Annotated in this window: 17 protein-coding genes; 6 read left to right on the top strand and 11 right to left on the bottom strand. The window is 61.0% G+C overall.

All coding sequences use genetic code 11. The annotated features are described in order from the left end of the window. Positions 1 to 59 precede the first annotated feature (59 nt). Complete coding sequence (locus ACSAMW_RS09705) at positions 60 to 1,184, bottom strand: zinc-binding alcohol dehydrogenase family protein (RefSeq protein WP_500593741.1); 1,125 nt, start codon at positions 1,182 to 1,184, stop codon at positions 60 to 62. Between the two features lie 197 nt (positions 1,185 to 1,381). Between ACSAMW_RS09705 and ACSAMW_RS09700 the strand changes: the two genes are divergently transcribed. Next, the gene (locus ACSAMW_RS09700; protein WP_500593740.1) at positions 1,382 to 2,284 is read left to right on the top strand and encodes an AraC family transcriptional regulator; all 903 of its coding nucleotides are present in this window, start codon (positions 1,382 to 1,384) and stop codon (positions 2,282 to 2,284) included. Between the two features lie 177 nt (positions 2,285 to 2,461). Here the strand turns inward: ACSAMW_RS09700 and ACSAMW_RS09695 are convergent, their stop codons facing one another. The 3 genes from ACSAMW_RS09695 to mltF form a co-directional block, all read right to left on the bottom strand. Next, the gene (locus tag ACSAMW_RS09695) at positions 2,462 to 3,190 is read right to left on the bottom strand and encodes a hypothetical protein (RefSeq protein ID WP_500593739.1); all 729 of its coding nucleotides are present in this window, start codon (positions 3,188 to 3,190) and stop codon (positions 2,462 to 2,464) included. A 142-nt stretch (positions 3,191 to 3,332) separates the two neighbouring features. Continuing rightward, on the bottom strand, positions 3,333 to 3,860 hold the full coding sequence (locus ACSAMW_RS09690) for a hypothetical protein (RefSeq protein ID WP_500593738.1): 528 nt from the start codon (positions 3,858 to 3,860) through the stop codon (positions 3,333 to 3,335). Between the two features lie 101 nt (positions 3,861 to 3,961). Continuing rightward, the gene (mltF, locus tag ACSAMW_RS09685) at positions 3,962 to 5,443 is read right to left on the bottom strand and encodes a membrane-bound lytic murein transglycosylase MltF (RefSeq protein WP_500593737.1); all 1,482 of its coding nucleotides are present in this window, start codon (positions 5,441 to 5,443) and stop codon (positions 3,962 to 3,964) included. 186 nt (positions 5,444 to 5,629) lie between these two features. Between mltF and purL the strand changes: the two genes are divergently transcribed. Together purL and ACSAMW_RS09675 are read left to right on the top strand one after the other, a co-directional pair. Then, entirely contained in the window at positions 5,630 to 9,526 is a 3,897-nt protein-coding gene (gene purL / locus ACSAMW_RS09680) for a phosphoribosylformylglycinamidine synthase (protein WP_500593736.1), read from the top strand. A 20-nt stretch (positions 9,527 to 9,546) separates the two neighbouring features. Beyond that, positions 9,547 to 9,858, top strand: coding sequence for an NGG1p interacting factor NIF3 (locus ACSAMW_RS09675; protein ID WP_500593735.1), 312 nt, complete (start codon positions 9,547 to 9,549; stop codon positions 9,856 to 9,858). A 96-nt stretch (positions 9,859 to 9,954) separates the two neighbouring features. Here the strand turns inward: ACSAMW_RS09675 and ACSAMW_RS09670 are convergent, their stop codons facing one another. From ACSAMW_RS09670 to ACSAMW_RS09660, 3 genes are all read right to left on the bottom strand, one after another. Then, a complete protein-coding gene (locus ACSAMW_RS09670) occupies positions 9,955 to 14,514 on the bottom strand; it encodes a hemagglutinin repeat-containing protein (RefSeq protein WP_500593734.1) in 4,560 nt (1,519 codons plus the stop codon). 25 nt (positions 14,515 to 14,539) lie between these two features. Beyond that, a complete protein-coding gene (locus tag ACSAMW_RS09665) occupies positions 14,540 to 16,264 on the bottom strand; it encodes a ShlB/FhaC/HecB family hemolysin secretion/activation protein (protein WP_500593733.1) in 1,725 nt (574 codons plus the stop codon). A gap of 137 nt (positions 16,265 to 16,401) precedes the next feature. After that, complete coding sequence (locus ACSAMW_RS09660; RefSeq protein ID WP_500593732.1) at positions 16,402 to 16,947, bottom strand: L,D-transpeptidase family protein; 546 nt, start codon at positions 16,945 to 16,947, stop codon at positions 16,402 to 16,404. Positions 16,948 to 17,138: 191 nt separating this feature from the next. On the opposite strand from ACSAMW_RS09660, the gene ACSAMW_RS09655 reads away from it, so the two are divergent. The 3 genes from ACSAMW_RS09655 (at position 17,139) to purT (ending at position 19,223) form a co-directional block, all read left to right on the top strand. After that, entirely contained in the window at positions 17,139 to 17,738 is a 600-nt protein-coding gene (locus ACSAMW_RS09655) for a CoA pyrophosphatase (RefSeq protein WP_500593731.1), read from the top strand. A gap of 21 nt (positions 17,739 to 17,759) precedes the next feature. After that, complete coding sequence (locus ACSAMW_RS09650; RefSeq protein ID WP_500593730.1) at positions 17,760 to 17,957, top strand: DUF1289 domain-containing protein; 198 nt, start codon at positions 17,760 to 17,762, stop codon at positions 17,955 to 17,957. 84 nt (positions 17,958 to 18,041) lie between these two features. Further along, positions 18,042 to 19,223, top strand: a complete 1,182-nt coding sequence (gene purT / locus ACSAMW_RS09645; protein ID WP_500593729.1) for a formate-dependent phosphoribosylglycinamide formyltransferase — start codon at positions 18,042 to 18,044, stop codon at positions 19,221 to 19,223. Between the two features lie 87 nt (positions 19,224 to 19,310). On the opposite strand, the gene ACSAMW_RS09640 is transcribed toward purT, so the two are convergent. From ACSAMW_RS09640 to ACSAMW_RS09625, 4 genes are all read right to left on the bottom strand, one after another. After that, positions 19,311 to 20,618, bottom strand: coding sequence for an MFS transporter (locus ACSAMW_RS09640; RefSeq protein ID WP_500593728.1), 1,308 nt, complete (start codon positions 20,616 to 20,618; stop codon positions 19,311 to 19,313). A gap of 114 nt (positions 20,619 to 20,732) precedes the next feature. Next, the gene (locus ACSAMW_RS09635) at positions 20,733 to 21,530 is read right to left on the bottom strand and encodes an ankyrin repeat domain-containing protein (RefSeq protein WP_500593727.1); all 798 of its coding nucleotides are present in this window, start codon (positions 21,528 to 21,530) and stop codon (positions 20,733 to 20,735) included. Positions 21,531 to 21,647: 117 nt separating this feature from the next. Next, a complete protein-coding gene (locus tag ACSAMW_RS09630; protein WP_500593726.1) occupies positions 21,648 to 22,850 on the bottom strand; it encodes a transporter associated domain-containing protein in 1,203 nt (400 codons plus the stop codon). 9 nt (positions 22,851 to 22,859) lie between these two features. After that, the gene (locus ACSAMW_RS09625; protein WP_168084400.1) at positions 22,860 to 23,672 is read right to left on the bottom strand and encodes a cytochrome C assembly family protein; all 813 of its coding nucleotides are present in this window, start codon (positions 23,670 to 23,672) and stop codon (positions 22,860 to 22,862) included. Between the last annotated feature and the right edge of the window lie 21 nt (positions 23,673 to 23,693).

Raw genomic sequence — 23,693 nt, 5'->3', positions numbered from 1 at the left:
GGCGTACCCAAGGGGCATTGGCTCATCTAGGCTGCGACCTAAGGTATTCGTGCGCACGGTTAGAGGGTAACGACCAGTTTGGCGGCAGAGAGGCCCGCCTCATGCATGGCCATTGCTGCCGGTATCGCCGCCAGGCCATGACCTGCAACCTGACAGGGAGGGCTAGGCTTGAACGCTCCGCATGCCAGCGCTTGTGGCAGGTAATCCTGGAAAATCATCGGCCCCACCTCATTGTGAATCAGTGAGGTGCCCCACACGAAGGGCGTTGCAACACCGCTTCGCTTCCCACGCCACATCAACTTCATTATGCCAATGCCATTGTTGGCCAGCGTGGGCAGCAGCTTGCGCACGCGTCCACGACCAATGGGGATGCCGTCGAAGGTAACGGGTGGCGTAACCACCGCCACAGTAAGCGCGCCTCCTGCCGCAACTACGAGGTCCACGCACGTGAGCGCGGCGCCTGGACCAATGGCCACCGCGCCAGCACAGCGTGACTGCCCGAGTGCGGCCACCAGATCAGCCACAACCGTGGCGCTGCGGTAATCGAAGGCCTGAAGCGCCCCCAGCCCCCGCACAAACTCAACGTTTTTAGGGGAACAGGTAGTCAGGACATCGTAGCCAGCCGCTACTGCTAATTGGATGGCATTGGCGCCGACGCTGGTTGAACCTCCCCACACTATGACGGTTTCGCTACGGCGCTGGGGTTGGGCCTGGGGCGGCGCCAGGGCCAGGAACCCCTCCTGAAACAAGGCACAGGCCGCTGTTGAGAGGCCTAGCGGCAACACGCTGGCTTCCTTGTAACTCATCTCGGCAGGCAATGGCGTTACCATGTGTTCGAGCAACACAACGTAGCGCTGAAATGCGCCTTCAGCGGCACGATTGCGCCCCTTGTCGATACCGCCGGCCAAACCTAGTACACGGTCTCCTGGTTGGAAGCGAGTAACGGCCTCACCCACTTCGACCACATCGCCAGCCACATCATGGCCGACCACCATGGGGTATTTAAGCCACGGGCAAGCGAGAGAACCGATGGTCTGAATGTGGCGATCGAAAGGGTTGAGTGCAACGGCACGGGTGCGCACCACCACTTCACGGCCGCGGGGCGCCATATAGGGCGCCGGCGCTACCGTAAAGGCCGCCTGCTTTGCAGACAGCCACAAGGCCGTGTTAGCAGTATCTTGCATGGTGCCCACTCCAGGATGACGAGCGCACAGTTTAGGGAGTGACCCATTGATGAAAAATGCGCAAAACCCCTTTAACTCGTCGCATTCGTCCAAGAACGACCCATCGCACGTCATTTGTTGAGTGCGCCACTGGCAGCCGACGGGGCTATGGCAAGCAGATATGATGCTTGGCCTAGCTACTGGAACTGGTCTAGCCGATGGATCCACTGTCCGAAGTGTTGTCGATGCTGCGCCCTACCGACTATGCCTTTCGCGGGTTGGAAGCGGGTGGGGGCTGGTCGCTCCATTATCCCGCTGACGGTTCACTCAAGTGCTTCGCCATCACCGTGGGCAGTTGTTGGCTATATGGGGATGCACCCATTGGCCAGCGTCGCTTGGTGCAGGGCGATGTGGTGACGGTGTCAGGGAGCACGGCCTTTCGCTTATGCAGCGACATGGAGCGTGAGCCGGTGGATGTGGCTGAGGCATTGACGGTAGTGGCGCCAGGCAACGTGGCACGCATTGGGTCCGGCATCGACTGCGCCGGGTTGGGTGGCTACCTTGGCTTTGGTCATACGCATGCGCGCCTCTTGCTCGGCCTGTTGCCAGAGGTGGTGCACGTCACCTCCACGACGGGTGAAGCGTTGAGGCTAGCGATTGCACGGCTGATGGAGGAACTGCGCTACCCACGGCCAGGTGGGCAGTTGATGGCCAGCCACTTTGCTCAGGTCCTGCTGATCGAAGCGCTGCGCCATTACCTCGACAGTGCCGTACCGGGACGGGGCAATTGGTTATACGCGCTGCAGGATAGCAAGCTGAGCAAGGCCCTCAGTGCGGTGCATGCCAAACCGGGGAGCCCATGGAGTGTTGCACTGCTTGCTGCCGCCGCTGGTATGTCGCGCTCGGCGTTTGCTGCGCACTTTACCGAGACGGTAGGCGAGGCGCCTATGGCGTACGTTACTCGATGGCGCATGCTACTGGCCTGCGAACGCTTGGCTGTCAAAGGGGCTACCATCAGCCGTGTGGCAGCATCGCTTGGTTATGCATCTGACAGTGCCTTTGGTGCGGCATTTAAGCGCACCCTTGGCACGTCGCCACGAAACATAAGTGAAGTGCTCTGAAACGTTTGCTTCAACCATCACTGCACAGGTGGTATGAGCCATTTCTAGTGGCCCCATCACTTCCAGTACCGCCTTCCACGGCAACGCTTCAAAAAATACCCTATCGAATGACGACTCCAGAGTATGCAGGTATGCGATACGGTATTTGGGTTGACCACCCACTAAGCGGTTCATGGCCTAGAGGTTAGCATTGAGCTTGGCCTCGTAAGCTTCACGGCTCAAGGGAGGCTTGAAATCTTTATCTTTTTCTTCAGCAATAAACGCTGCGGCATTTTGAAGTTCTTCCTGCTGCTGTCGCATGTTATTGATACTGTCAGCAAGGTGTTGGGCGTTTGAGTTTGAACTGTGCCTGGCCTCATACACTTCACGGGCTGGGCGTGCATTTTTAAATGCCTGATGGTTACCAAGCCCTAACCCAACGCTGGTTAGCCCTATACCCACCGGCGGACGTTGGGGCAATGTAGGCCGGGGGGCGCTGGGCTGGGCCTGAGGAGGCGGAGCTGGGTGTGCTGCGCCTGGCGCAGCTCCCCATTGCTGATAAGGGCCGTTGTTGATCTTTACATTGACACTGGCGAGGTTTAGGTCCTGATTGTGGTCTTGCACGAAATTGAGTTGAGGGTGAAAGTCTTGCCCGTTTTCGGTAAAAGTGTGCATGCCGAAGGTGTTGGGCCCTGCACCAGCCACCTTGAACAGGCTGTTGCTTTGAATACTGTCCATCAAGCGCTTGCCAAGGGAAGCACTCAGTTTCGAGATGACCCCTTCCACCCATCCCAGCGAATCCCCATTGATTTTGAACGGCGATTTCGGGATTGAGAACTTGACCGAAACTTTGCCGGGTGCGGATAGTTTGCTGGCTGCGGATAAGAAGTTACTGTGGTCTATATGTTTGGGCTGATTTACGTGCATCACGAACCCCCTCTGTGTCCCCATGAGTGGCCATCGTTGGCGATGAGTTCCCTCGTGCTTGGGGGCGCGGAAGCGCTAGGGTGGGGCTACACATCATGGCGTGTGAAATGGCCGGATAAAGCGGTACACCACCAGCTCCAGCTTACAACGTGCCGTTCGGCTCCATTGTCAGGTTGCTCTGGTGCAGCGCATTGATCTGCTCCACCACTTTGTTGCCCTGGGCCAGGTTGTACACGAAGATTTCGCTGGTTTTGGTAAAGCGGTGCCCGATGCGCACGGTATACGAACGAAACAGCCAACTGACAAAGCCTGGGTAATACACGGCGTCTTCGATATCACGCCACTTCACGCCGCGAGTGCCTTTGCTCCAAGGCAGGATTCCGCTGTGTATCCACACACCTGACGCATCGGTGTACAGGTAGATGCTCTTGAGGTACAGCACCTTATACACGAACAACGCCAAAGCACTCAGCAGCACGACGCCGCTTGCCACGATGCCTGCCTGAAACGCCCGGTCAGTAAGGGCTTCGTTCAAGGCCCACCAGCCAATACCCACGGAGATAGCCACCATGAGCAGGAAGGTAAACACTACGCGCACGTAGGCCAGCCAGGACAACCGGTGCTCCACTTGTACAGTGCCATCTTGCTCCAGGTGTTCATAACCCGTCATACCGCAACCCTGCCTCCGTGTTAACGCTTCGTTTCAGATGTGGGATTGCTGCGCGCGCCATGGCAACCCCCTCACTTTGTACCGTCACTGGCTCTGTACTGTTACAGCGGCGGCGTTTGCTGCTGACCCTGCTGTGGGGGCTGTTGGGGCTTGGTCTTGTCCACACCGGGTACGTGCAGGTTGTTATCCGCCACTTGCCCACCCTCGGGCTGGGGCTGTGTCACCCAGGTGAGGATGTCGTAGTAGCGGCGGATGTTGGCAACGAAATGCACCGGTTCGCCACCGCGGGCATAGCCGTAGCGGGTTTTGCTGTACCACTTTTTCTGGGACAGCCTTGGCAGCATTTTCTTCACGTCCAGCCACTTGTTCGGATCCAGCCCTTCGTCTACGGCCAGCTTGCGTGCGTCGTCCAGGTGAGCGGTGCCGATGTTATAGGCAGCCAGGGCGAACCAGGTGCGGTCTGGCTCCTGAATGCTGTCATCGAGCCCATCCTTGATAAGGGCAAAATACTTGGAGCCGCCGTAGATGCTCTGGCGCGCATCCAGCCGGTTGGCCACGCCCATGGCCTGGGCGGTGTTCTGAGTGAGCATCATCAGGCCACGCACCCCGGTCTTGGACGTGACCGACGATTGCCACATGGACTCCTGATAGCCGATGGCAGCCATCAGGCGCCAGTCCACCCGCTGCTGCTTGGCGGCGGCCTGGAAGTGCTTTTCAAAGCGCGGAAGCCGCTCCTGCAAGTGCTGGGCAAAGGTATAGGCACCCACATAGCCCAACACGTCCACATGGCCGTAGTAACGGTCTTTGAGCCGCTGCAGTGTCCCGTTACGGCGCACTTTGTCCAGGAAGGTGTCGATCTCGTGCAGCAGGCTATTGTCATTGCCCATGGCCACGGCCCAGCGCTGGTCCCGTGTTTCGCCCAGGTCGAAGGCTACCCGAACGTTGGGGAAGTACACCTGGTTCATGGCCACCTCGTTGGAGTCCACCAAGGTGTAATCGATCTGCCCTTCGTCGACCATGCGCAACAGGTCTACCACTTCCACCGCGTCGGACTCTTCGTATTCGATGCCGGGGTTCTGGCGCTTTAGTTCGGCCAGTTGCTCGGCATGGGTGCTGCCCTTGAGCACAGTGATCTTCTTGCCGACCAGGTCCTTGGCTTCGGACGGGCGGGGCTGGCCGTTGCGGTAGATGACCTGCGGCGTGACTTCAAGGTAGGGGTGCGAGAAGCGGGCCGTTTGCTGGCGGGCGCTGCTGCTGACCAGGCCGGCGGCGGCCAGCACCGGGCCGTCCGGTTTGCCCAGGCGGTCGAAAAGGTCGTCCAGGTTGTCGGCGGTCTGGATCTCCAGCTTCACCCCCAGGTCGTCGGCAAAGCGCTTGACCAGTTCGTATTCGAAGCCGGTTTCGCCGTTGCGGTCCTGGAAATACGTGGCCGGGCTGTTGCGGGTAATCACGCGCAACACGCCGTCCTCCTTGATTCGCTCCAGTGTGCTGGGTTTTTCCACACAGCCGCTGAGCATCAGGAGAAGACAGGTTGCAAGGAACCACAGCGCATGGCGCACGTGGGGAACACTGGAGGCAAACATGGGTGCAGTATACGCAAAGCGCTTGCGCCACCATATCTCGACATCGTAACAGCGTTCTGCTAAGGCGCCAGGGCTATGCCCAGGAGGGCGACCGTCTGCCTGCCGCTGCGCCGAGACGGGTGCCTGCCGCGCCGCTTTAGGCTAGAATGCGCGACCCCTCTACACCCTCTCGAGGCTGTCCCCACGATGTTGATCCTGCGCGGCGCTCCTGCCCTTTCTGCCTTCCGCCACGGTAAATTACTGGAGCAAGTGAGTCAGAAGGTCCCCGCTGTCACCGGTCTTTACGCCGAGTTCGCCCATTTTGCCGAACTCAAGGCAGACCTCAACGATGAACAGCTGCAGGTGCTGGCGCGCTTGCTCAAGTACGGCCCAAGCGTTCCGGTGCAGGAACCCGCTGGGCGTCTGTTCCTGGTGGTGCCACGGTTCGGCACCATCTCGCCGTGGTCGAGCAAGGCCAGCGACATTGCCCACAACTGTGGGCTGGGTACCGTGGAGCGCCTGGAGCGCGGCATTGCCTATTATGTGCAGGGCGAGTTGAGCGATGCGCAGGCCGCCGATGTGGCCGCCGTGCTGCATGACCGCATGACCCAGCGTGTGCTGGATCGCTTGGAAGACGCTTCGGCCATGTTCCGCCATGCCGAACCTCAACCCATGACCTCTGTAGACGTGCTGGGCGGCGGCCGTGCAGCCTTGGAGGCAGCCAACGTGAGCTTGGGCCTGGCGTTGGCCGATGACGAAATCGACTACCTGGTCACCAGTTTCCAGGGCCTCAAGCGTAACCCCAACGACATCGAACTGATGATGTTCGCCCAGGCGAACTCCGAGCACTGCCGTCACAAAATCTTCAACGCCAGTTGGGACATCGACGGCCAGGCTCAGGAAAAGAGCCTGTTCGGCATGATCAAGAACACCTACCAGATGCATGGCGAAGGGGTGCTGTCGGCCTACAAAGACAACGCTGCCGTGATCGTGGGCAACGAGGCCGGCCGGTTCTTCCCCAACCCGGACACACGTGAATACGCCGCCGTGCGTGAGCCCGTGCATATCCTTATGAAGGTGGAAACCCATAACCACCCTACGGCCATTGCACCATTCCCAGGTGCTTCTACCGGTTCGGGGGGGGAAATCCGCGACGAAGGTGCTACTGGGCGGGGCGCCAAGCCCAAGGCAGGCCTGACCGGCTTCACGGTCTCCAACCTCAATATCCCCGGCTTTGAACAGCCTTGGGAAAAAGCCTATGGCAAGCCCGAGCGCATTGTCACGCCCCTGGACATCATGATTGAAGGCCCGCTAGGCGGCGCGGCGTTCAACAACGAGTTCGGGCGCCCGGCGCTTACCGGCTATTTCCGTACCTTCGAACAGGCAGTGAATAGCCCCCGTGGCGAGGAAGTCCGCGGCTACCACAAGCCCATCATGCTGGCTGGCGGCCTGGGCAACATCCGCGCCGAGCACGTGCAGAAGGGCGAGATTCCCGTAGGGGCCAAGCTGATCGTGTTGGGCGGCCCGGCCATGCTGATCGGCCTGGGCGGCGGCGCAGCCTCGTCCATGGCCACGGGCGCCAGCTCGGCAGACCTAGACTTCGCCTCCGTACAGCGTGAAAACCCTGAAATGGAGCGCCGTTGCCAGGAAGTGATCGACCGCTGCTGGCAGCTTGGCGATGCCAACCCCATCTGCTTCATCCACGACGTGGGTGCGGGCGGCTTGTCCAACGCCTTCCCCGAGCTGGTGAATGACGGTGGCCGTGGTGGCCGTTTCGAGCTGCGCAGCGTGCCCAACGACGAGCCGGGCATGGCCCCGCATGAAATCTGGAGCAACGAGTCCCAGGAACGCTACGTGATGGCCGTGCCTGCGGAAGATTTCCCCCGCTTCCAGGCCATTTGCGAGCGTGAGCGTTGCCCGTTCGCGGTGGTAGGCGAGGCAACTGCCGAGCCGCAGTTGACCGTCACCGACAGCCACTTTGGCAACAGCCCTGTGGACATGCCACTTGAAGTACTGCTGGGCAAGGCGCCCCGTATGCACCGCGCCGTGGCGCGTGAAGCCGAGCAAGGTGACGATTTCGACCCGGCCACGCTGAACCTGGCGGACTCGATCAAACGTGTGCTGAACCACCCGGCGGTGGCCAGTAAAAGCTTCCTGATCACCATTGGCGACCGCACTATCACGGGCCTGGTGGCTCGCGACCAGATGGTCGGCCCGTGGCAGGTGCCTGTGGCAGACTGTGCGGTCACTGCTACCAGCTTCGATGTACATACCGGTGAAGCCATGGCCTTGGGCGAGCGCACCCCGCTAGCCTTGCTGGACGCTCCCGCGTCCGGGCGCATGGCCATTGGCGAAACCCTTACCAATCTGGCGGCTTCGGCCATTGGCAAACTGTCGGACGTGAAGCTTTCCGCCAACTGGATGGCCGCAGCCGGCCATCCCGGCGAAGATGCGCGCCTCTACGACACGGTAAAGGCCGTGGGCATGGAACTGTGCCCGGCCTTGGGCATTACTATTCCCGTGGGCAAGGACTCCATGTCCATGCAAACCCGCTGGCAGGATGAGGGCGCGGACAAGTCCGTTACTTCGCCCATGTCCCTGATCGTCAGTGGCTTTGCGCCGGTCACCGACATTCGCAAAACCCTCACGCCTCAGTTGCGCATGGACAAGGGCGAAACAGACCTTATCCTGATCGACCTGGGTCGCGGCAAGAACCGCATGGGTGCCTCCATCCTGGCCCAAGTGCATAGCCAGCTGGGCCGTACGGCGCCAGACGTGGACGATGCCGAAGACCTGAAAGCGTTTTTTGCCGTGATCCAAGGCTTGAACGCGGATGGCCACCTGCTGGCCTACCATGACCGTTCGGATGGCGGCCTGCTGGTAACGGCGCTGGAAATGGCCTTCGCCGGCCATTGCGGCCTGGACCTTCGCCTGGACACCCTGGCACATGGCCCTGAAGAAGCGGCAGCCGTGCTGTTCAACGAAGAGCTGGGCGCCGTGATTCAAGTGCGTCACGATGCTACCCCGGCCATTCTCACCCAGTTCAGCGCGGCCGGCCTTGCCGACTGCGTGGTGGTGATCGGCAAACCGATCAACAACGGCCATGTGTCCATTCGCTTGGCCGAGGCCACCCTGTTCGAAGGCGAGCGCCGCCTGTTGCAACGCCAGTGGGCCGAAACCAGCTACCGCATCCAGCGGCTACGGGACAACGCCACTTGTGCCGACCAGGAATTCGACGCGTTGCTTGAAGAAGACAACCCAGGGCTGCACGCCAAGCTGTCATTCGACGTGAATGAGAACATCAGCGCGCCGTATATCAAGACGGGCGTGCGGCCCAAGGTGGCTGTGCTGCGCGAGCAGGGTGTGAACGGCCAGGTCGAGATGGCTGCCGCCTTCGACCGCGCTGGCTTCACCGCCCTGGACGTGCACATGAGCGACATTCTGGCTGGCCGTGTAGACCTGAACGACTTCAAGGGCTTGGTGGCCTGCGGCGGGTTCTCCTATGGCGATGTGCTGGGGGCGGGCGAGGGCTGGGCCAAGTCGGCGCTGTTCAACAGCCGCGCACGGGAAGGCTTCCAGCAGTTCTTCGAGCGTGCCGACAGCTTTGCCCTGGGCGTGTGCAACGGTTGCCAGATGATGTCCAACCTGCACGAGCTGATCCCTGGCAGCGAAAGCTGGCCCCACTTCGTGCGCAACCGCTCCGAGCAGTTCGAAGCCCGCGTAGCCTTGGTGCAAGTGCAGGAGAGCAACTCCATCTTCCTGCAGGGCATGGCCGGTTCGCGTATGCCAATCGCCATTGCCCATGGTGAAGGCCATGCGGAGTTCGCCAACGAGCAGGCCTTGATCGAAGCGGACACCTCAGGCTGCATCGCACTGCGCTTCGTGGACAACCACGGCAAGGTTACGGAAACCTACCCGGCCAACCCTAACGGTTCGCCCCGCGGGATTACCGGCCTCACCAGCCGCGACGGCCGTGTAACCATCATGATGCCGCACCCGGAGCGGGTCTTCCGCGCCGTGCAGAACTCTTGGTACGCCGATGAGTGGAGCGAAGACGGCGGCTGGATGCGCATGTTCCGTAATGCACGGGTATGGGTGAACTGACCGCGGGGCAGGGGGGCACGATGTACAAGCTGTGTTTTTTCGTGCCTCCCAGCCATGTGGAACAGGTGAAGGCGGCTGTGTTTGCGGCCGGTGGCGGCAGAATGGGCGGTTACGAGCATTGCAGTTGGCAGGTGTTGGGCCAGGGCCAGTTCCGGCCTATGAACGGCAGCGCGCCGTTCATAGGCACCATTGGAGCGTTGGAGACCATCACGGAGTGGCGGGTGGAGCTGGTGGTAGTGGACGAAAGCATTGAGGCTGTCATTGCCGCGCTGAAGCAAAGCCATCCCTATGAAACGCCCGCGTATGACACCTGGCGCCTGCATGATCTGTAACCTGCATGATCTGTAGATAGTGCCGAAGCCGTTCGCGGGCTGCGCCCGCTCCTACAGAAAGCCGAGCGGACGCAGCCTTCGAACAGCTTCTACCCATTACTGACGCGCCTCTACCCCCGCCTTGATGGCTTGCGACCTGTCGTGCCCACCGGTACGAATCAGGCCTGCATTGCCATGCTCGTCCGCCTTGGCCTGTTCGCTGCGGTTGGCGGTGAATTCGTTGATCACACTCCCTATCAATTCCGCCGGCCCATTGGAGGCATTGATGCTCACGTCGGCGCGGTAGTCCCGGCCGCTCAGGTCGTTGAGTTTCACCTCGCTTCCACCCAGCGCGACCTGGCCCTGCGCAGACTTGAGCTTCGCCCCATTGAGCAAGGTGTCACCGCCCACGTTCAGGTTGATCCCTTGCTGGCCACTCAGTGAAGCTACCTTGGCGGCGGTGGTGCGCTGCTCAGTTACCACGTCCACCAACAGGGTAGGCGTTACAGCCAGGTCCATAGCCTGCACCTGCTTGCCTACTTTCTCGGTGGCTTTATCGGCGAAAGGGCCTGTCAGCGATTTGAGGCCGTTAAGCAAGCCTTGGGGGTTCTTCTCCTTGCCCAGGCGCGCATCCACGTTTACCTGTGTAGCCGACACGCTGTCCTGTGCGCTGCTCACGATCAGGTCGCCGCCCACGTTGCCTGTGACCGTGCCTGCTGATACCACAGCGCCCTTGAGCTCCACGTTCATGGCAGCGTTCAGGTCGATGGCCTTCTGGCGAATATCCAGGGGGGTGTAGGTGGTGTTGTCCACCTTGTCCAAGTCAACCTTCACGCGCCCGTACAGTGCGGAGGCGTCGTCCTCTTTCTTCAGCCCGCTGCTGCCGCCAATGCCGGCACCGGCCGTCAGCCGAAGGTTGTCTTTGTGTTCCTGGCTACGCGCGGCATCAAGCAAAATACCGCCATTGACGGCATCAAGCTTGAGGGTTTCACCGGCCAGTTGCGTGCCTTCCAGGTGAATGGCTACGTCTTCGTGCGCCTTGGCGTTGATATTCAAGTGGTTGACCGAGAGCTTCGCGCCTGTACGGGTTTCGGACTGCTCGTTCACAGTGCCCATGTCCACATGCCCGCCGACCGACCCGCCCAAGCGTTCAACGCCTGCCGTGGGGTTGCGGTTGATGCCCAGTTGGAGGGCACCGCCCAGTACTTGCCCATGGGCTTCGTGGGTATCCACCGTGGCCAAGAGTTCGGCCTTGCCGCCTGTGTTGATATCAAATGTTTCCGTGGGCTGGTTGCCTTGGTTGATGCTTACGCCTTGAAGCAGAGCGGTGCCGCCCGCGGTTATCTGGCCTTTGCCGGTTTGAATGCTGCCACCTATGCCTTGGGTGTTGGTGGTTTCCAGGGTTTTACCGTTAGCACCCACCATCAACAGGGCCGATTTACCCGCTGGCGCGGTACCCCCTCTCACCAGGAAGTACCCGTCCAGGTTTTCCTCTCTGGTGTACTGGGTGTTTTGAGCCTGCTTGAGGGTGAAGTCGCCACCTGCCTTGGCGATAAACTCACCTTCGCCTGCCTTGATAACGGTGCCTTCATAGCGCCCATCGGTACCCAGTTGTACATTCACGCCACGTTTGCCATCAAGGGACGCAGGTACAGCCACACTGTTTTCGGTTAGCGTCTTCTGGCGGGTAGCGTCGCCACTGGCGCTCACATTAACGTCGCTGCCGGTGATGGTATCGACGCGAACAGCGGCCTTGGCATCCGTCCTGTTCAAGGTTTCAGTCGTCTTGGCAATGGCAGCCGGTGCCTCGTGGCTACCTGCCGTAAGGTTGACCGGCCCTTCCTTGGCCACATACTGGGTGCCCTCGTCTTTTAATAGCCCAGCCACCTGGGTATTCACCTGCTTGCCCTCCACGGCGGTAACAACGGGCGTTTCCACCCGTTTGCCTTGCTCACGGTTGAGGTAGGTGGCTTCCAGGTCAATGCCCAGGGAAGGCGGTACCATAGAATCTTCCTGGCCAGGCTGCTGGAACCTGGCAGGGTCTTCGCCGGTGAACAGCCGCATCAGCGGTTTGGTCACATCTTCAACCTCCACGCTGACCGTAGGTTTGAACGCATACTGTTCGCGGGTGGTTTGGATATCTTCAACTTCATGCACCGCCTCGCGCGTAATCTCGCGGGCGTTCTCGTTTACATTGCCTGCGGCTTTTACCAACCCGCCTTTGTAGTGAATGCGTTCATCCACATTGAAGTTGATGTCTGCAGCAGACGTTACCTCTGCCTGGGCCGAGGTGGCTTTTTCTTCGCTACGCGTTGATGTTTCCTGCTCATAGACGTGGCCAGAGCCCACGCGCTCTATGCCTCCAGTAACCTGCTCGCTAAAAGCGCGGCTGGTCTCGCGGGACGTTTCCTTAGCCGTATCGAGTTGCGACACCACGTTGAGGTTTTTTGCATTCACGTCCACATTGCCTTCCTTGGACGTCACCTTGGAGCTGTCGAGGGTGACCGTTTCTCCGTCCAGTTGAACGGTACGGCCTGTCAATGAGCTGCCCGCTACCTTGGCTTCATCCAAGGTTGTTTGTTGAGATGTGGTTTTGTGGCCAACAGCCGCTTCATACTGTTTGGAGCCTGCCTTGCCATCCTCGGCCTTGCGGGTTTCCCCAGCCCTGGCATAGAACCCGGCTGTTTCATGGGTGGACACTTCATTACGGGTGGCTTTGGCCGGCAGCACATTCACGTTGCCTTTGGCTTTGTTCACGTTGGCGCCGCCAGCCGTTACGTCCGAGCCGATCACCGTGATGTCCGTGGCGCTGGTAGCGAGGTGGTCACCGTCGGTGGTGACAGAGGCGCGCACTACTTGTTCCTGGTTCCGAACACTGGACGTCTTGTCGCCTACCAGGCCTGCCAGCTTGGAGGCGTGGCGGCGTTCCTTCACGTGGGTCACATCCACCACGCTTTCGATGATCACCGGCCCTTTTTTACCAATGGTCTGAGTGCCCCCCTTGCCATGCACAGTGCTGCCCTGGATCACTACATCATCGGAAATCAGCCGTGCCGTGCCTTCGGCCTTGAGGTGGCTGCCTCGTTGGCGCGTGCCGGTTTCTTCCCGGTCACCGTTTTCCCCAAACGCCCAGCCGCCGATCAGGTCACCCCGGTAGTCATCGCGGTTGGCTGTGCGTTTCACGGTCTGGCTGCCTACCTCGATACTGCCCGCCGTGATGTTGAGGTCACCCCGGCTAGTGATGTCGCTGCCCCGCACGGTCGCCTTGTCACCCGCGCTGAGGGTGACAGTACCTGCACTCAATGCCGAAGGCCGTGCCTTTTCTTCCAGGCTGCGTTCGGTTTTGTCGCCCCTCCAGAGGTGTTTGCGGTGGTGAGTTTCCGAGGTGCGGGTGGTGGTTTCAATGCCGCCTTCAATCAGCAGCTGGTTCCCGGCATTGATCGCAAGCGAATGGTCTGCTTGCAGGTCACTGGCACGCAGGGTCACATTGCGCCCTGCCTCAAGCGTCATGTCTGTCACTGCCGTGAGGGTATTGCCTTCCAGCAGGGTGCGGTGTTCTTCAGTGTTGTTGCTATAGGTTTCGGTGGTTACGAACCAGGTTTTCTTTTTCCAGTCTTCCCGCTGGCGCTTTACCTGCGCTTCGGTGGCAGCGTCCAGGGTCAGGTCACGGCTGGCTTTGGCGCGTACCGTACGGCCTGCCAGGCGGCTGCCGGTGAAGGTGATGTCCTGCCCGGCATCGAAGGCCAGTTCACCTTGGGTAGACGCCACAATGGTTTTGCCATTGCCCTCCCGGCCTACGCTCACATCGCCAGCGGATACCACATGCACGCCTTGTGTACCGAGCACGCTGGGCCCTGCCAGGCGGATGCCGGCGCCTTCCCGCGTGCTCACCATGCGAATGCGGCCTGCCTTCATTGCGCCCAGTACGTTAAGGTCGATGCCTGCTGCTTCGTCAGGGCGCTGCTGGGTTTCAAGTACCTGCAAACCGTCGGCAGCCACGCGGTTACGCCCGGCGATGGCAGTGAGGGCGCCTGTGGTTTCCAGCTGGCCTTCGTTGTTGATACGCGGGGCAATCAGGTCTACAGCGCCTTCAGCTGTGAGGCCGCGCCCACTGATATGAAGGTCGCCAGGGGCGGAGAAGGTGTTCAGGCCAGTGAGGCGCCCGTCCGTGACTTCTGGGGTGCCGACCAGAAACACGGCCCGGGGCGTATTGATAAAGCCGACCCCTTGAACATGGATGCCGTTGGGGTTGGCCAGCACATAGTCCGCCGCCTGGCCAAAGATCTCCTGAGTACCCAGTACCGTGGACGGTAGTGCGCCTACCACCTGGTTGAGAATCACGCTTGCAGCTTGCCCTTGTAGCTGGGGGTTACTCCCAAGCGCGCCCGCCAGCCGGGAGTCGCCTGGCGTAAGGGCATTGTTCAATACCAAGCCTTGCACAGGCACGTTGTAGTCGTTGAAGGGGTTATGGGACAGGCCACTGGGGCCGGGCGCCGTGATGTTTATCACCGGGATGCCGTTCTGCAAGTGCACCTGCGCACTGCCGTTGGGGCCTTGAACAGGTGTGATGCCCTCACCCAGTGCCAGCAGCGGTTGCAGCATCAAGGCGCCTGCAATGGACCAGCGAAGCGGGTCGGGGCGCAGGTGGAACAGCGGAGAACCTTTGGTTTTTTTCATTAGGGGTTTCTCTGGGGGTGGGGGATCAAAGCTTCAATTGCAGGGCAAGCCGCCAGTACCCCGGCGCAAGGGGACCATTGCGTCGGTACAGGCCACGCTGGTAGTCGGCGGCCAGAGTGGCGTGGCGGTGGTCGAGGGAAAAGCCCAGGCTGGCGCCGATCAACTGGTCGCCTCGTACGGGTGCAGGGCTGAACACGCGAGCGTCTCGGCCACGGCCATCGGCCCAGCCTGCGTCCAGGCCCAACGTGGGTGTAAGGCTCAGCCCTGCACCCAGGGCGATGGGTAAATACAGTGCGTTGCGCCAGGCCAGGCCGCTGCCAGTCTCCACGCCTTGGTGGGCAAACCCCCGCACCTGCGACGCGTCGCCTAGTACAAAGCCTTCCAAAGAGGGCAAGGCGTCCTGGCTGTATTGGCCTTGCCAACTGTTGTTAACGATCCAGTGCAACCCGCCGATGCTGTAGCCAGCGGTACGGCTCACACTGGCGCGCCATTTTCCGTAACGTGCGGTACGTGCGTTGGACGCTTTGTGGGTGAGGTGGTTGTCGCTTCTCCAACCGCCCAGCCCCCGGGAATGGCCTATGAAGGTCGTCCAGGTCGTCTGGCCCGTCCATACGCCGTGAATGCCAGCCTCCAGCGCTTGGTAATGGGGGCTCTGATAGGGCAGGCGCAGGCGCTGGAACCGGGTTTGCTGCCGCTTGTCATCCAGGCGAAGGCTGGCGCTGAACAGGCGGTTCTGGTCTCGCCACAGGGTACGCTCAAGGGAGTAGCTGACCTGGCGTGTGGTGCCGCGGGTATTCAGGGGGCCGAACAGGCCTTTATCTGTACTGCGGAACTGGAAGTGGTGGGCCGCCAGGGCCAAGGTCCAGCGCCCGTAGGGAAGGCTGTAGTACAGCCCCAAGGTTTCACTGCCAGCAGGGCCTGCCTTATGGCTGAACGTGCCGTAAAGGCTCAGCGCGTCATTGCGCTCCAGGGGGCTGTCCAGGCTGGCGCCAAGGGTGGTTCGGTGGCGCCCCGTGCCAAGGCTGCCGCCATTGTCCCACGTGGCCGACACCTGCCAGCGTGGCAAGCGTGCGAGGGTGCGCAGCAGAATGCGCGACCCTCCCGGCAATGCGCCTGGTTCGATGTCGGCAGTGAGGTCTACCGAACGTAGCCGGTTGAGCTGGTCCAGCCCGCTTTCAAGGTCTCGCAAGTAAAGGGGCTGGCCGATCATGCCGGGGAACGCACTGGCCAGGCTGATGGGAAGGTCCTGGTCGGCCAGTTCGATCGCTTCCACAAAGCCTTCTTCGATGGCCAATGAAAGCGGCTGATGGTCGCTGGGCGGGCTGAGTAATAGCGGGCGGCTGGCCACGTAACCTGCGTCGGCGTACGCCTTTGTGATGGCCGCCAGTAAACGGTTTATCTGGCCTGGGCTCATGCAGGGCTTGAGCACAGGCTGCATGGCGGTACGAAGGCGGTGATCGGTGATTACCTGATTGCCGCTCAGTTGCATGCCGGTCAAGTACCAGCAAGGTGCATCCGGTTGTTCTTCAGGCGGTATTGGCCGGCTATCGGGGGCAGGAGCGCCTGGCGCACCACGTCGAAGCTGGCGCTCACGCCCAGCCTGCTCAATGGCTTCACGCCGCTGCTGGGCCTCTTCCAGAAATCGATTGGCCTCTAATGGTACGGAAGCAGGCTCGCTGGCCTGTAGCCCTGAGCTGCAAAAAGCCCAAACGAGAACGATACTCAAAAAGATAGGAAGACTAGTGCGCATCGATAAAAACCACTCGAACGAATGGCTTTTACCTTATCGGCTCGACGCCTGTGAGCGCGTTAGGGCAGGTCTGGAAGGAAGGCGTGAGGCGGCCTAGGCTGTTGCAGGAAATGTCCTAGGACCTGTTGCGTGTAGGTTCAGGGGCGGATCTCGATCAACGTGCCGTCCTTTACCAGGTTCCATACCTCACGCATGTCGTCGTTTTTCAGGGCAATGCAGCCGTCGGTCCAGTCTAGCGACTGGAAATACCACTCAGGGTAGTCCTCGCTGGCAGGCGTGCCGTGAATCATGATCATGCTGCCCGGCGCCACACCGGCCTCCTGGGCCTTGGCGGCATCCCGGGTGTTGGGGTAGGACAGGTGCAGGGCCAGGTTGTAGCGGTCACTCACTTTGCGCCAGTCTACCCAATACAGGCCTTCAGGCGTGCGCTTGTCACCCTCGCGCTCCTTGGGGCCCTTGGGTTGCTTGCCCAAGGACACCTTGTAGGTCTTGATCGGCACCCCCTGGCTGATCAGTTGCAACTGACGTGTGGATTTGATCACCAGCAGCTTATCCACCCGCGCCGAAGGCGCAAGCGGGCTCGTCGCCGGCGGCACCAGCGGGCGGGTGATGATGGTCTGGGTGAAAGCGGCATTGGCCACGCTTGCGAACGCCAGGCATAACAACGCGAACAGCACACGCATCGGCAGCTTCAGCTCCAGGGGGGTGGGGGCATATTCTAAAGCACGGCCACCGTGTGGGAGAAGCCTGCCCCGACAAAGCTGCAGGCTTTCATAGAGGGCCGATCCCGCTAGCCCGGAGGGTCTTTTTTAGAGGTTGGGCAATACGGTTGTTTGTTGCATGATGGAGGCCGGGCCTTGTGGTGAGGAAAACCATGCTTGAGGAGTTGTTGCGCCGTATTGGCAATCATGTTCCGCTTGCGCTGGAAACCGATGCACGCTTTCCGGAAGCCGCTGTGCTGGTGCCCATTACACGTGGCGACAACCCGGAAATGATCCTTACCCTTCGTGCTGCAGGGTTATCGACCCATGGCGGCGAAGTGGCCTTTCCAGGCGGTCGCAGAGACCCAGAGGACCCGGACCTGGTCTTCACCGCCCTGCGCGAGGCCGAGGAGGAGATTGGGCTGCCGCCCGGTATGGTGGAAATCATAGGGCCTCTTAGCCCTCTGGTCTCTCGCCACGGCTTGAAGGTAACGCCTTATGTGGGGCTTATTCCCGATTATGTGGAGTACCGCCCAAACGACGCGGAAATTGCCGCGGTGTTCTCGGTGCCGCTGGCTTTTTTCCGGCAGGACCCGCGCGAGCACACGCACCGCATCGACTACCAAGGCCGAAGCTGGTACGTCCCCAGCTACCGTTTCGACCGCTACAAGATATGGGGCCTTACGGCCATCATGATCGTGGAACTGGTCAATGTGCTGTATGACGCCAATATTTGCATGGACAGGCCCGTTGGGCCGTTCAGCGAAACCTGACCAGCCTGCGGGAGCAGTACTGTGAACGATCACCCTGCCGAACGCCCAGTGCGTTCCCCCTGCGTAAGCGTCTGTGCCATGGACGAGTACGATCTGTGCATCGGCTGCCAGCGCACGGGTGATGAGATCACCCGCTGGGGGCGAATGAGCAATGAGGAACGCCGGCAGGTCATCGCACAGGCCCATGAGCGTGCGCGGCAGCAGGGCGTATTGCTGTAAGCGGCCAACGCCTGATGTAGAATGCGCGCCTTTATGGGGTGCGCACCCGGCGGCCCTCGACTCGTTCACCTTGAGGACCTTCCCATGACCCGTATCGGTACCCCCCTGTCGACCACGGCTACCCGTGTGCTGCTCTGTGGCTCTGGCGAGCTGGGCAAGGAAGTGGTGATCGAGCTGCAACGCTTGGGTGTGGAGGTCATTGCCGTGGACCGCTACCCCAACGCGCCGGCCATGCAGGTCGCGCACCGCAGCCATGTGGTGAACATGCTTGATGGCGACGTCCTGCGCGCCGTGATCGAGCTGGAAAAGCCTCATTACATCGTGCCCGAAATCGAAGCCATTGCCACGGCTACCCTGGTGGCACTGGAAAACGAAGGGTTTACGGTTATTCCTACCGCACGTGCTGCACAGCTGACCATGAACCGGGAGGGCATTCGCCGCCTGGCGGCCGAAGAGCTGGGCTTGCCTACCTCACCTTACCGTTTTGCTGACACCGTTGAGGACTACCGTGAAGCGGTGCAGGTGCTGGGCTTCCCCTGCGTGGTCAAGCCGGTGATGAGCTCTTCGGGCAAGGGGCAGAGCCTGTTGCGCAGCGACGCCGATGTGCAGGGTGCATGGGACTATGCCCAAGAAGGAGGGCGCGCTGGCAAAGGCCGTGTCATCGTCGAAGGGTTCATCGACTTCGATTATGAAATCACGTTGCTGACGGTGCGTCATGGCAACGGCACCACCTTCTGCGAGCCGGTAGGGCATCGTCAGGAAAAGGGCGACTACCAGGAGTCCTGGCAGCCCCAGGCCATGAGCGAGAAAGCACTGGAAGCCTCACGTGAGGTGGCCCGGGCTGTGACTGAAGCCTTGGGCGGGCGGGGCATGTTCGGGGTAGAGCTGTTCATCAAGGGTGACCAGGTGTGGTTCAGCGAAGTGTCCCCGCGCCCCCATGACACTGGCCTGGTAACACTTATTTCCCAGGACCTGTCCCAGTTTGCCTTGCATGCGCGTGCCATTCTGGGCCTACCCGTCCCCGTGGTGCGCCAGTTCGGCCCGTCCGCCTCGGCAGTGGTACTGGTGGAAGGCACTTCGCAGCAAACAGCCTTCGCTAACCTGGGTGCCGCACTCAGTGAGCCGGACACGGCCTTGCGCCTGTTTGGCAAGCCGGAAGTGAACGGGCAGCGCCGCATGGGGGTGGCCCTGGCCCGTGATGAATCCATCGAGGCCGCCCGCGCCAAGGCCACTCGCGCTGCTCAGGCGGTGAAGGTCGAGTTATAGGCCCGCCCAGCGAAGCCTTCGAACCCTTTCGCAGGCTGGCGCCTGCTCCCACAGGGGTGCCTGCGCTTGAAGGGCAAGGCCTATCGGTCAAAGCGTGGTGTCACGTGTCTCTTTCAGGCACGCCACTGCCAGCAGGCTGATCAGCGCAGCGGCGGACACATAACCGCCTACCCAACCCAGGCCGCCCATTTCCACCAGCTTCTGTGCAAAAAAGGGCGCTGCCGAGGCGCCCACGATGCCGCCCAGGTTATAGGCCGCCGAGGCACCGGTGTAACGCACTCGCGTTGGAAACAGCTCAGGCAGCAAGGCGCCCATGGGCGCAAAGGTGGCCCCCATCAGCAGCAGCTCGATACTTAGGAAGACCACCACCGCAGTTGTGGAGCCCTGTGTGAGCAAAGGCTCCATCGCAAAACCTGACAGCAGTGCCAGCACGCCGCTAACCAATAACACCGGCTTGCGCCCATACCGGTCACTGAGCCATGCCGAAACAGGCGTTGCCACGGCCATGAACAGCACAGCGAAACACAGCATGGCCAGAAAACCCTGCCGGCTATAGCCCAGGGTTTTTACGCCATAGCTGAGCGAGAATACCGTAGAGATGTAGAACAGGGCGTAGCACACCACCATGGCCGCAGCACCCAGCAGGGTAGGGCGCCAATGGTGGGTGAAGACCTCGATCACTGGTACCCGAGCGGTCTGATGGCGTGCCAGGGCCGCAGCGAACACCGGTGTTTCAGCCAGCTTGAGGCGAACGTACAGGCCCACCACCACCAGTACCGCACTGAGCAGGAAGGGTAAACGCCAGCCCCACGCCCTGAACTGCTCATCGTCCAAGCCAACTGCCAAGGCAAGGAACAGCCCGTTTGCCGCCAGAAAACCAATCGAAGGGCCAAGCTGGGGGAACATCCCAAACCAGCCGCGTTTTCCCTTGGGGGCATTTTCCGTTGCCAGCAATGCCGCGCCGCCCCATTCTCCCCCAAGGCCCAAGCCTTGACCAAACCGTAGCAGGCACAGCAACGCCGGGGCCCACAGGCCAATCTGGTCATGGCCAGGGAGTACGCCAATCAGGGTTGTGCATACGCCCATCAACAGTAGGGACGCCACGAGCGTGGCTTTTCGGCCTACGCGGTCCCCGAAGTGGCCGAACAAGGCCGAACCCAGCGGCCGCGCCAGAAAGGCAATACCGAACGTAAGGAACGCGGCAAGCATCTGCGCGGTGCCCGAACTCTGTGGAAAGAACACCGGCCCTATCACCAATGCGGCGGCCGTGGCGTACACATAAAAATCGTAGAATTCGATGGCGGTGCCAATAAAGCTGGCGGTAGCAACCCGGGCAAGGGAATTGACGGGTTGCCCCGCTGTAGCGTCATCGGCAGCAAGGGTGGTAGCAGTCATGGGCATCTCGGCAGTCTGTGGCCAAACGCAACAGGGCGGCGCTGGCGTATTGTTTTAATACCGTGCAGAACGACAGCCAGAATAGCCGAAGACGCCGAGAGACACCGTGCGTGCTTAACGCGATGGGCCGGGCGCGTAGCGCTGCAGCTGAGCAATGTCTGCCTGCAGGCCCTGAATTACTTGCTGCGCCTGAGCCAGTTGCTGCTCCAGTTCGACTACCCGAGCGGCAGCGCCTAACGAAGGCGGCTCGGCAAAGCGAACACGTGGCCTGGTGTTTTCTTTGACACTCGCCTGCTTCACAGCACCTTCCAGCCGCTTGGCCAACTGGTAGGCCTGGAGCACCGGCTCAGTAGGGTTTGCCTCTTTGAGCTGCGCGGCCTTATAGCTGAACAGCGCCGTGGTGCGGGCATCCACCACCTTGGCTCTGGCTATATCACTGACGGACTCGCCCTGAAGGTTACGCTTGGTCGAGTAGCCACCTTGGGCCAATAGCGCGCTCGCCACTTCGCTCTGGCCCTCGAGCGCCAGATGCAACGGCGTATTCCCCTTGGCATTGCTGGCACGCAGGTTGGTCAGGCCATGGGCCGACAATTGTGCGAGCAACGCAGCCGCCTGTTCGCTGGAAACGCTCGGTGCCCGGGCCAGTGCATGCGCTGCCGTGTCCCCTCGTTTCGAAGAGGTGGCTGCAGGGTCCGCGCCCGCTGCAAGCAGGTCGGTTATGTGCTGCATGTCCGGTGCCTGGCTGGCTAATGCCCTGCGCAAGTCGTGATTCTGTTGCTGGTGCTGTTCACGCTGATGCCAACCGGCCGGGCCTGCCGAAGCTGCCGCATCAGGGTGTTTGCTATTGGCGTCGGCAAAGGCCGGGCGGGTGAAGGCTATTGAAGATAACGTACTGACAAGCGGAAGTTTCATAGCGCACCTACGTGCTGAAGACACGTAGCCACTGTATCGACCTGTGCCTAAAAACAGCGTAGTAGAGCGGCTTGGCGCGTAAAAATTGCGTAAGAAATGAAGGCTTTGGTGATCGTGCTAGGGTGCAGCCGGTGGTACGTGCTGCCAAGCTAACAGGCGTTTGACGCGGTTTTCTTCGGTTTCCAGGATCTCCAGGCGGTAGCGCCCGATCTTCAGGCACACTGCCCGCTCGGGAATGGACTCCAGCGCCTCGGTCACCAGCCCGTTCAACGTTTTTGGGCCGTCGCTGGGTAAATGCCAGCCCAGCACCTTGTTCAGGTCCCGCAAGCTGGCAGCGCCGTCAAGGATGTAACGACCATCGGCCTGAGGGAAGACATGGGGGTGGCTAGCGGCCTGCTCGTTCTCGAACTCACCTACGATTTCTTCGAGAATGTCCTCCAGCGTGACCAAGCCCATGACTTCGCCGTATTCGTCCACCACCACACCCAAGCGGCGTTGCTGTTTATGGAAATTCAGCAACTGGATGTGCAAGGGCGTGCCTTCAGGCACGAAATACGCTTCGTAGCAGGCCCCAAGGAGGTCTTGTTCAGTCAGGCTGCGAGAGGGCAGAAGGTGGCTGATCTGGCGAGTATTGACCACCTTGTCCACGTGATTGATATCGCCTCGAAACACGGGCAGGCGTGTATGGCGGCTAACCATCAACTGGTCGATGATCTGCTCTAGTGGGTCGTTCAGGTCCAGTCCGTCCACTTCATGGCGGGGTACCAGAATGTCATTCACGGTCATCTGGTCCAGCCCCATGATACTGGCGGCAACGTTTTGTCGCGCTGCACGGCTTTCTGCTTCAGGGCCTTGCGAGGCATCGGCATGGCGTTGGTCCATGCTCCCGGAAGGTGGCGAATGAGGCCGGGGTGTGGAGAGTGGCCCCACCATGGCCTGTTGCAAGATGGCCAGGGGGGCCATGGCGCGCACGGGAAGCCATAGCACAGGCCCGGGCGCGTTGAAGCGATTTGGGTAACGCTGGGCGAGCAGCCTTGGGAGGGTGCCGGTCAGCAAGGTAATGGCCAGCCAGGCCAGTACCGCACCGTAGGCAGCGCCTGTATCACCTCGCCAGTAGTGCCCCAGCGCCACCGCCAGGCTGATGGCAATCACCTGAAACATCAGGCGCGCCAGCGCCAGGCTAAGCCGCTCACGGTCCGACGCACGTTGGCCACGCCCCTGTCGAAGGCGTCGGGCCTGGTCGTAGGTGCCAAGGCCGGCAGACCACAGCAGCGCCAAGGCAATGCCACCAGCGGCAGGTGCAACAGTCAGGGGCGTCATAGCGGGCGCTCAGATATGAAGGATGTATTCACGGACCAGCTTGCTGCCGAAATAAGCCAGCATCAGCAGCACAAAGCCTGAGAGGGTCCAGCGAATGGCCACGTGCCCACGCCAGCCCAGGCGCGTACGCCCCCATAGCAGCACACTGAACACGATCCACGCCAGGCAAGAGAGCAGTGTTTTATGCACCAGGTGCTGAGCAAACATGTTCTCCAGGAACAGCCACCCCGAGATCAGGGACAGCGACAGCAGCACCCACCCGGCCCAGAGGAAGCCGAATAGCAGGCTTTCCATGGTTTGCAGCGGCGGGAACGCACGGATAGGGCCTGACGGGTGCTTATGCTTGAGCTGATGGTCCTGGGCCAGCAGCAGCAGGGCCTGGAATGCTGCAATCGTGAACACCCCATACGCCAGGATGGACAGCAGGATATGGGACAGGATGCCAGGCTCGTCATCGATGCGCGGTACGGTGCCCGGTGGTACGAACTGTGCCACTAGCACCGTAACGACACCCAAGGGGAACAGCAGCACCAGCAGGTTTTCCACGGGCAGCGAAGCACAGGCCAGCAAGGTGAGGGCGATCACGGCCACGGCGATCAGGCTTGCCGCTGTGATGAAGTCCAGGTTGAGCCCGCCAGGGGTCAGCATCTGTGACGACACGGCCAGCGCCTGCAGCAATACGGCCACGACACCAGCGCCGCACAGTAGGCGCTTGCTGGATTTGGCCCCGCGTGCAAGCCGGGTGCCCTGGTAGGCCGTGACCGCTGCGTAGATCAAGGCTGAGGCGAGGCTGGGAAGCAGACTAGAGGGCAAGGGGAGCATAGGTCCTGACGAGCGGCCATT

This window comes from Pseudomonas sp. AB39(2026) (genome assembly GCF_059831485.1).
The sequence above is the reverse complement of the archived record's forward strand: the minus strand, read 5'-3'. Positions and strand labels throughout refer to the sequence as shown.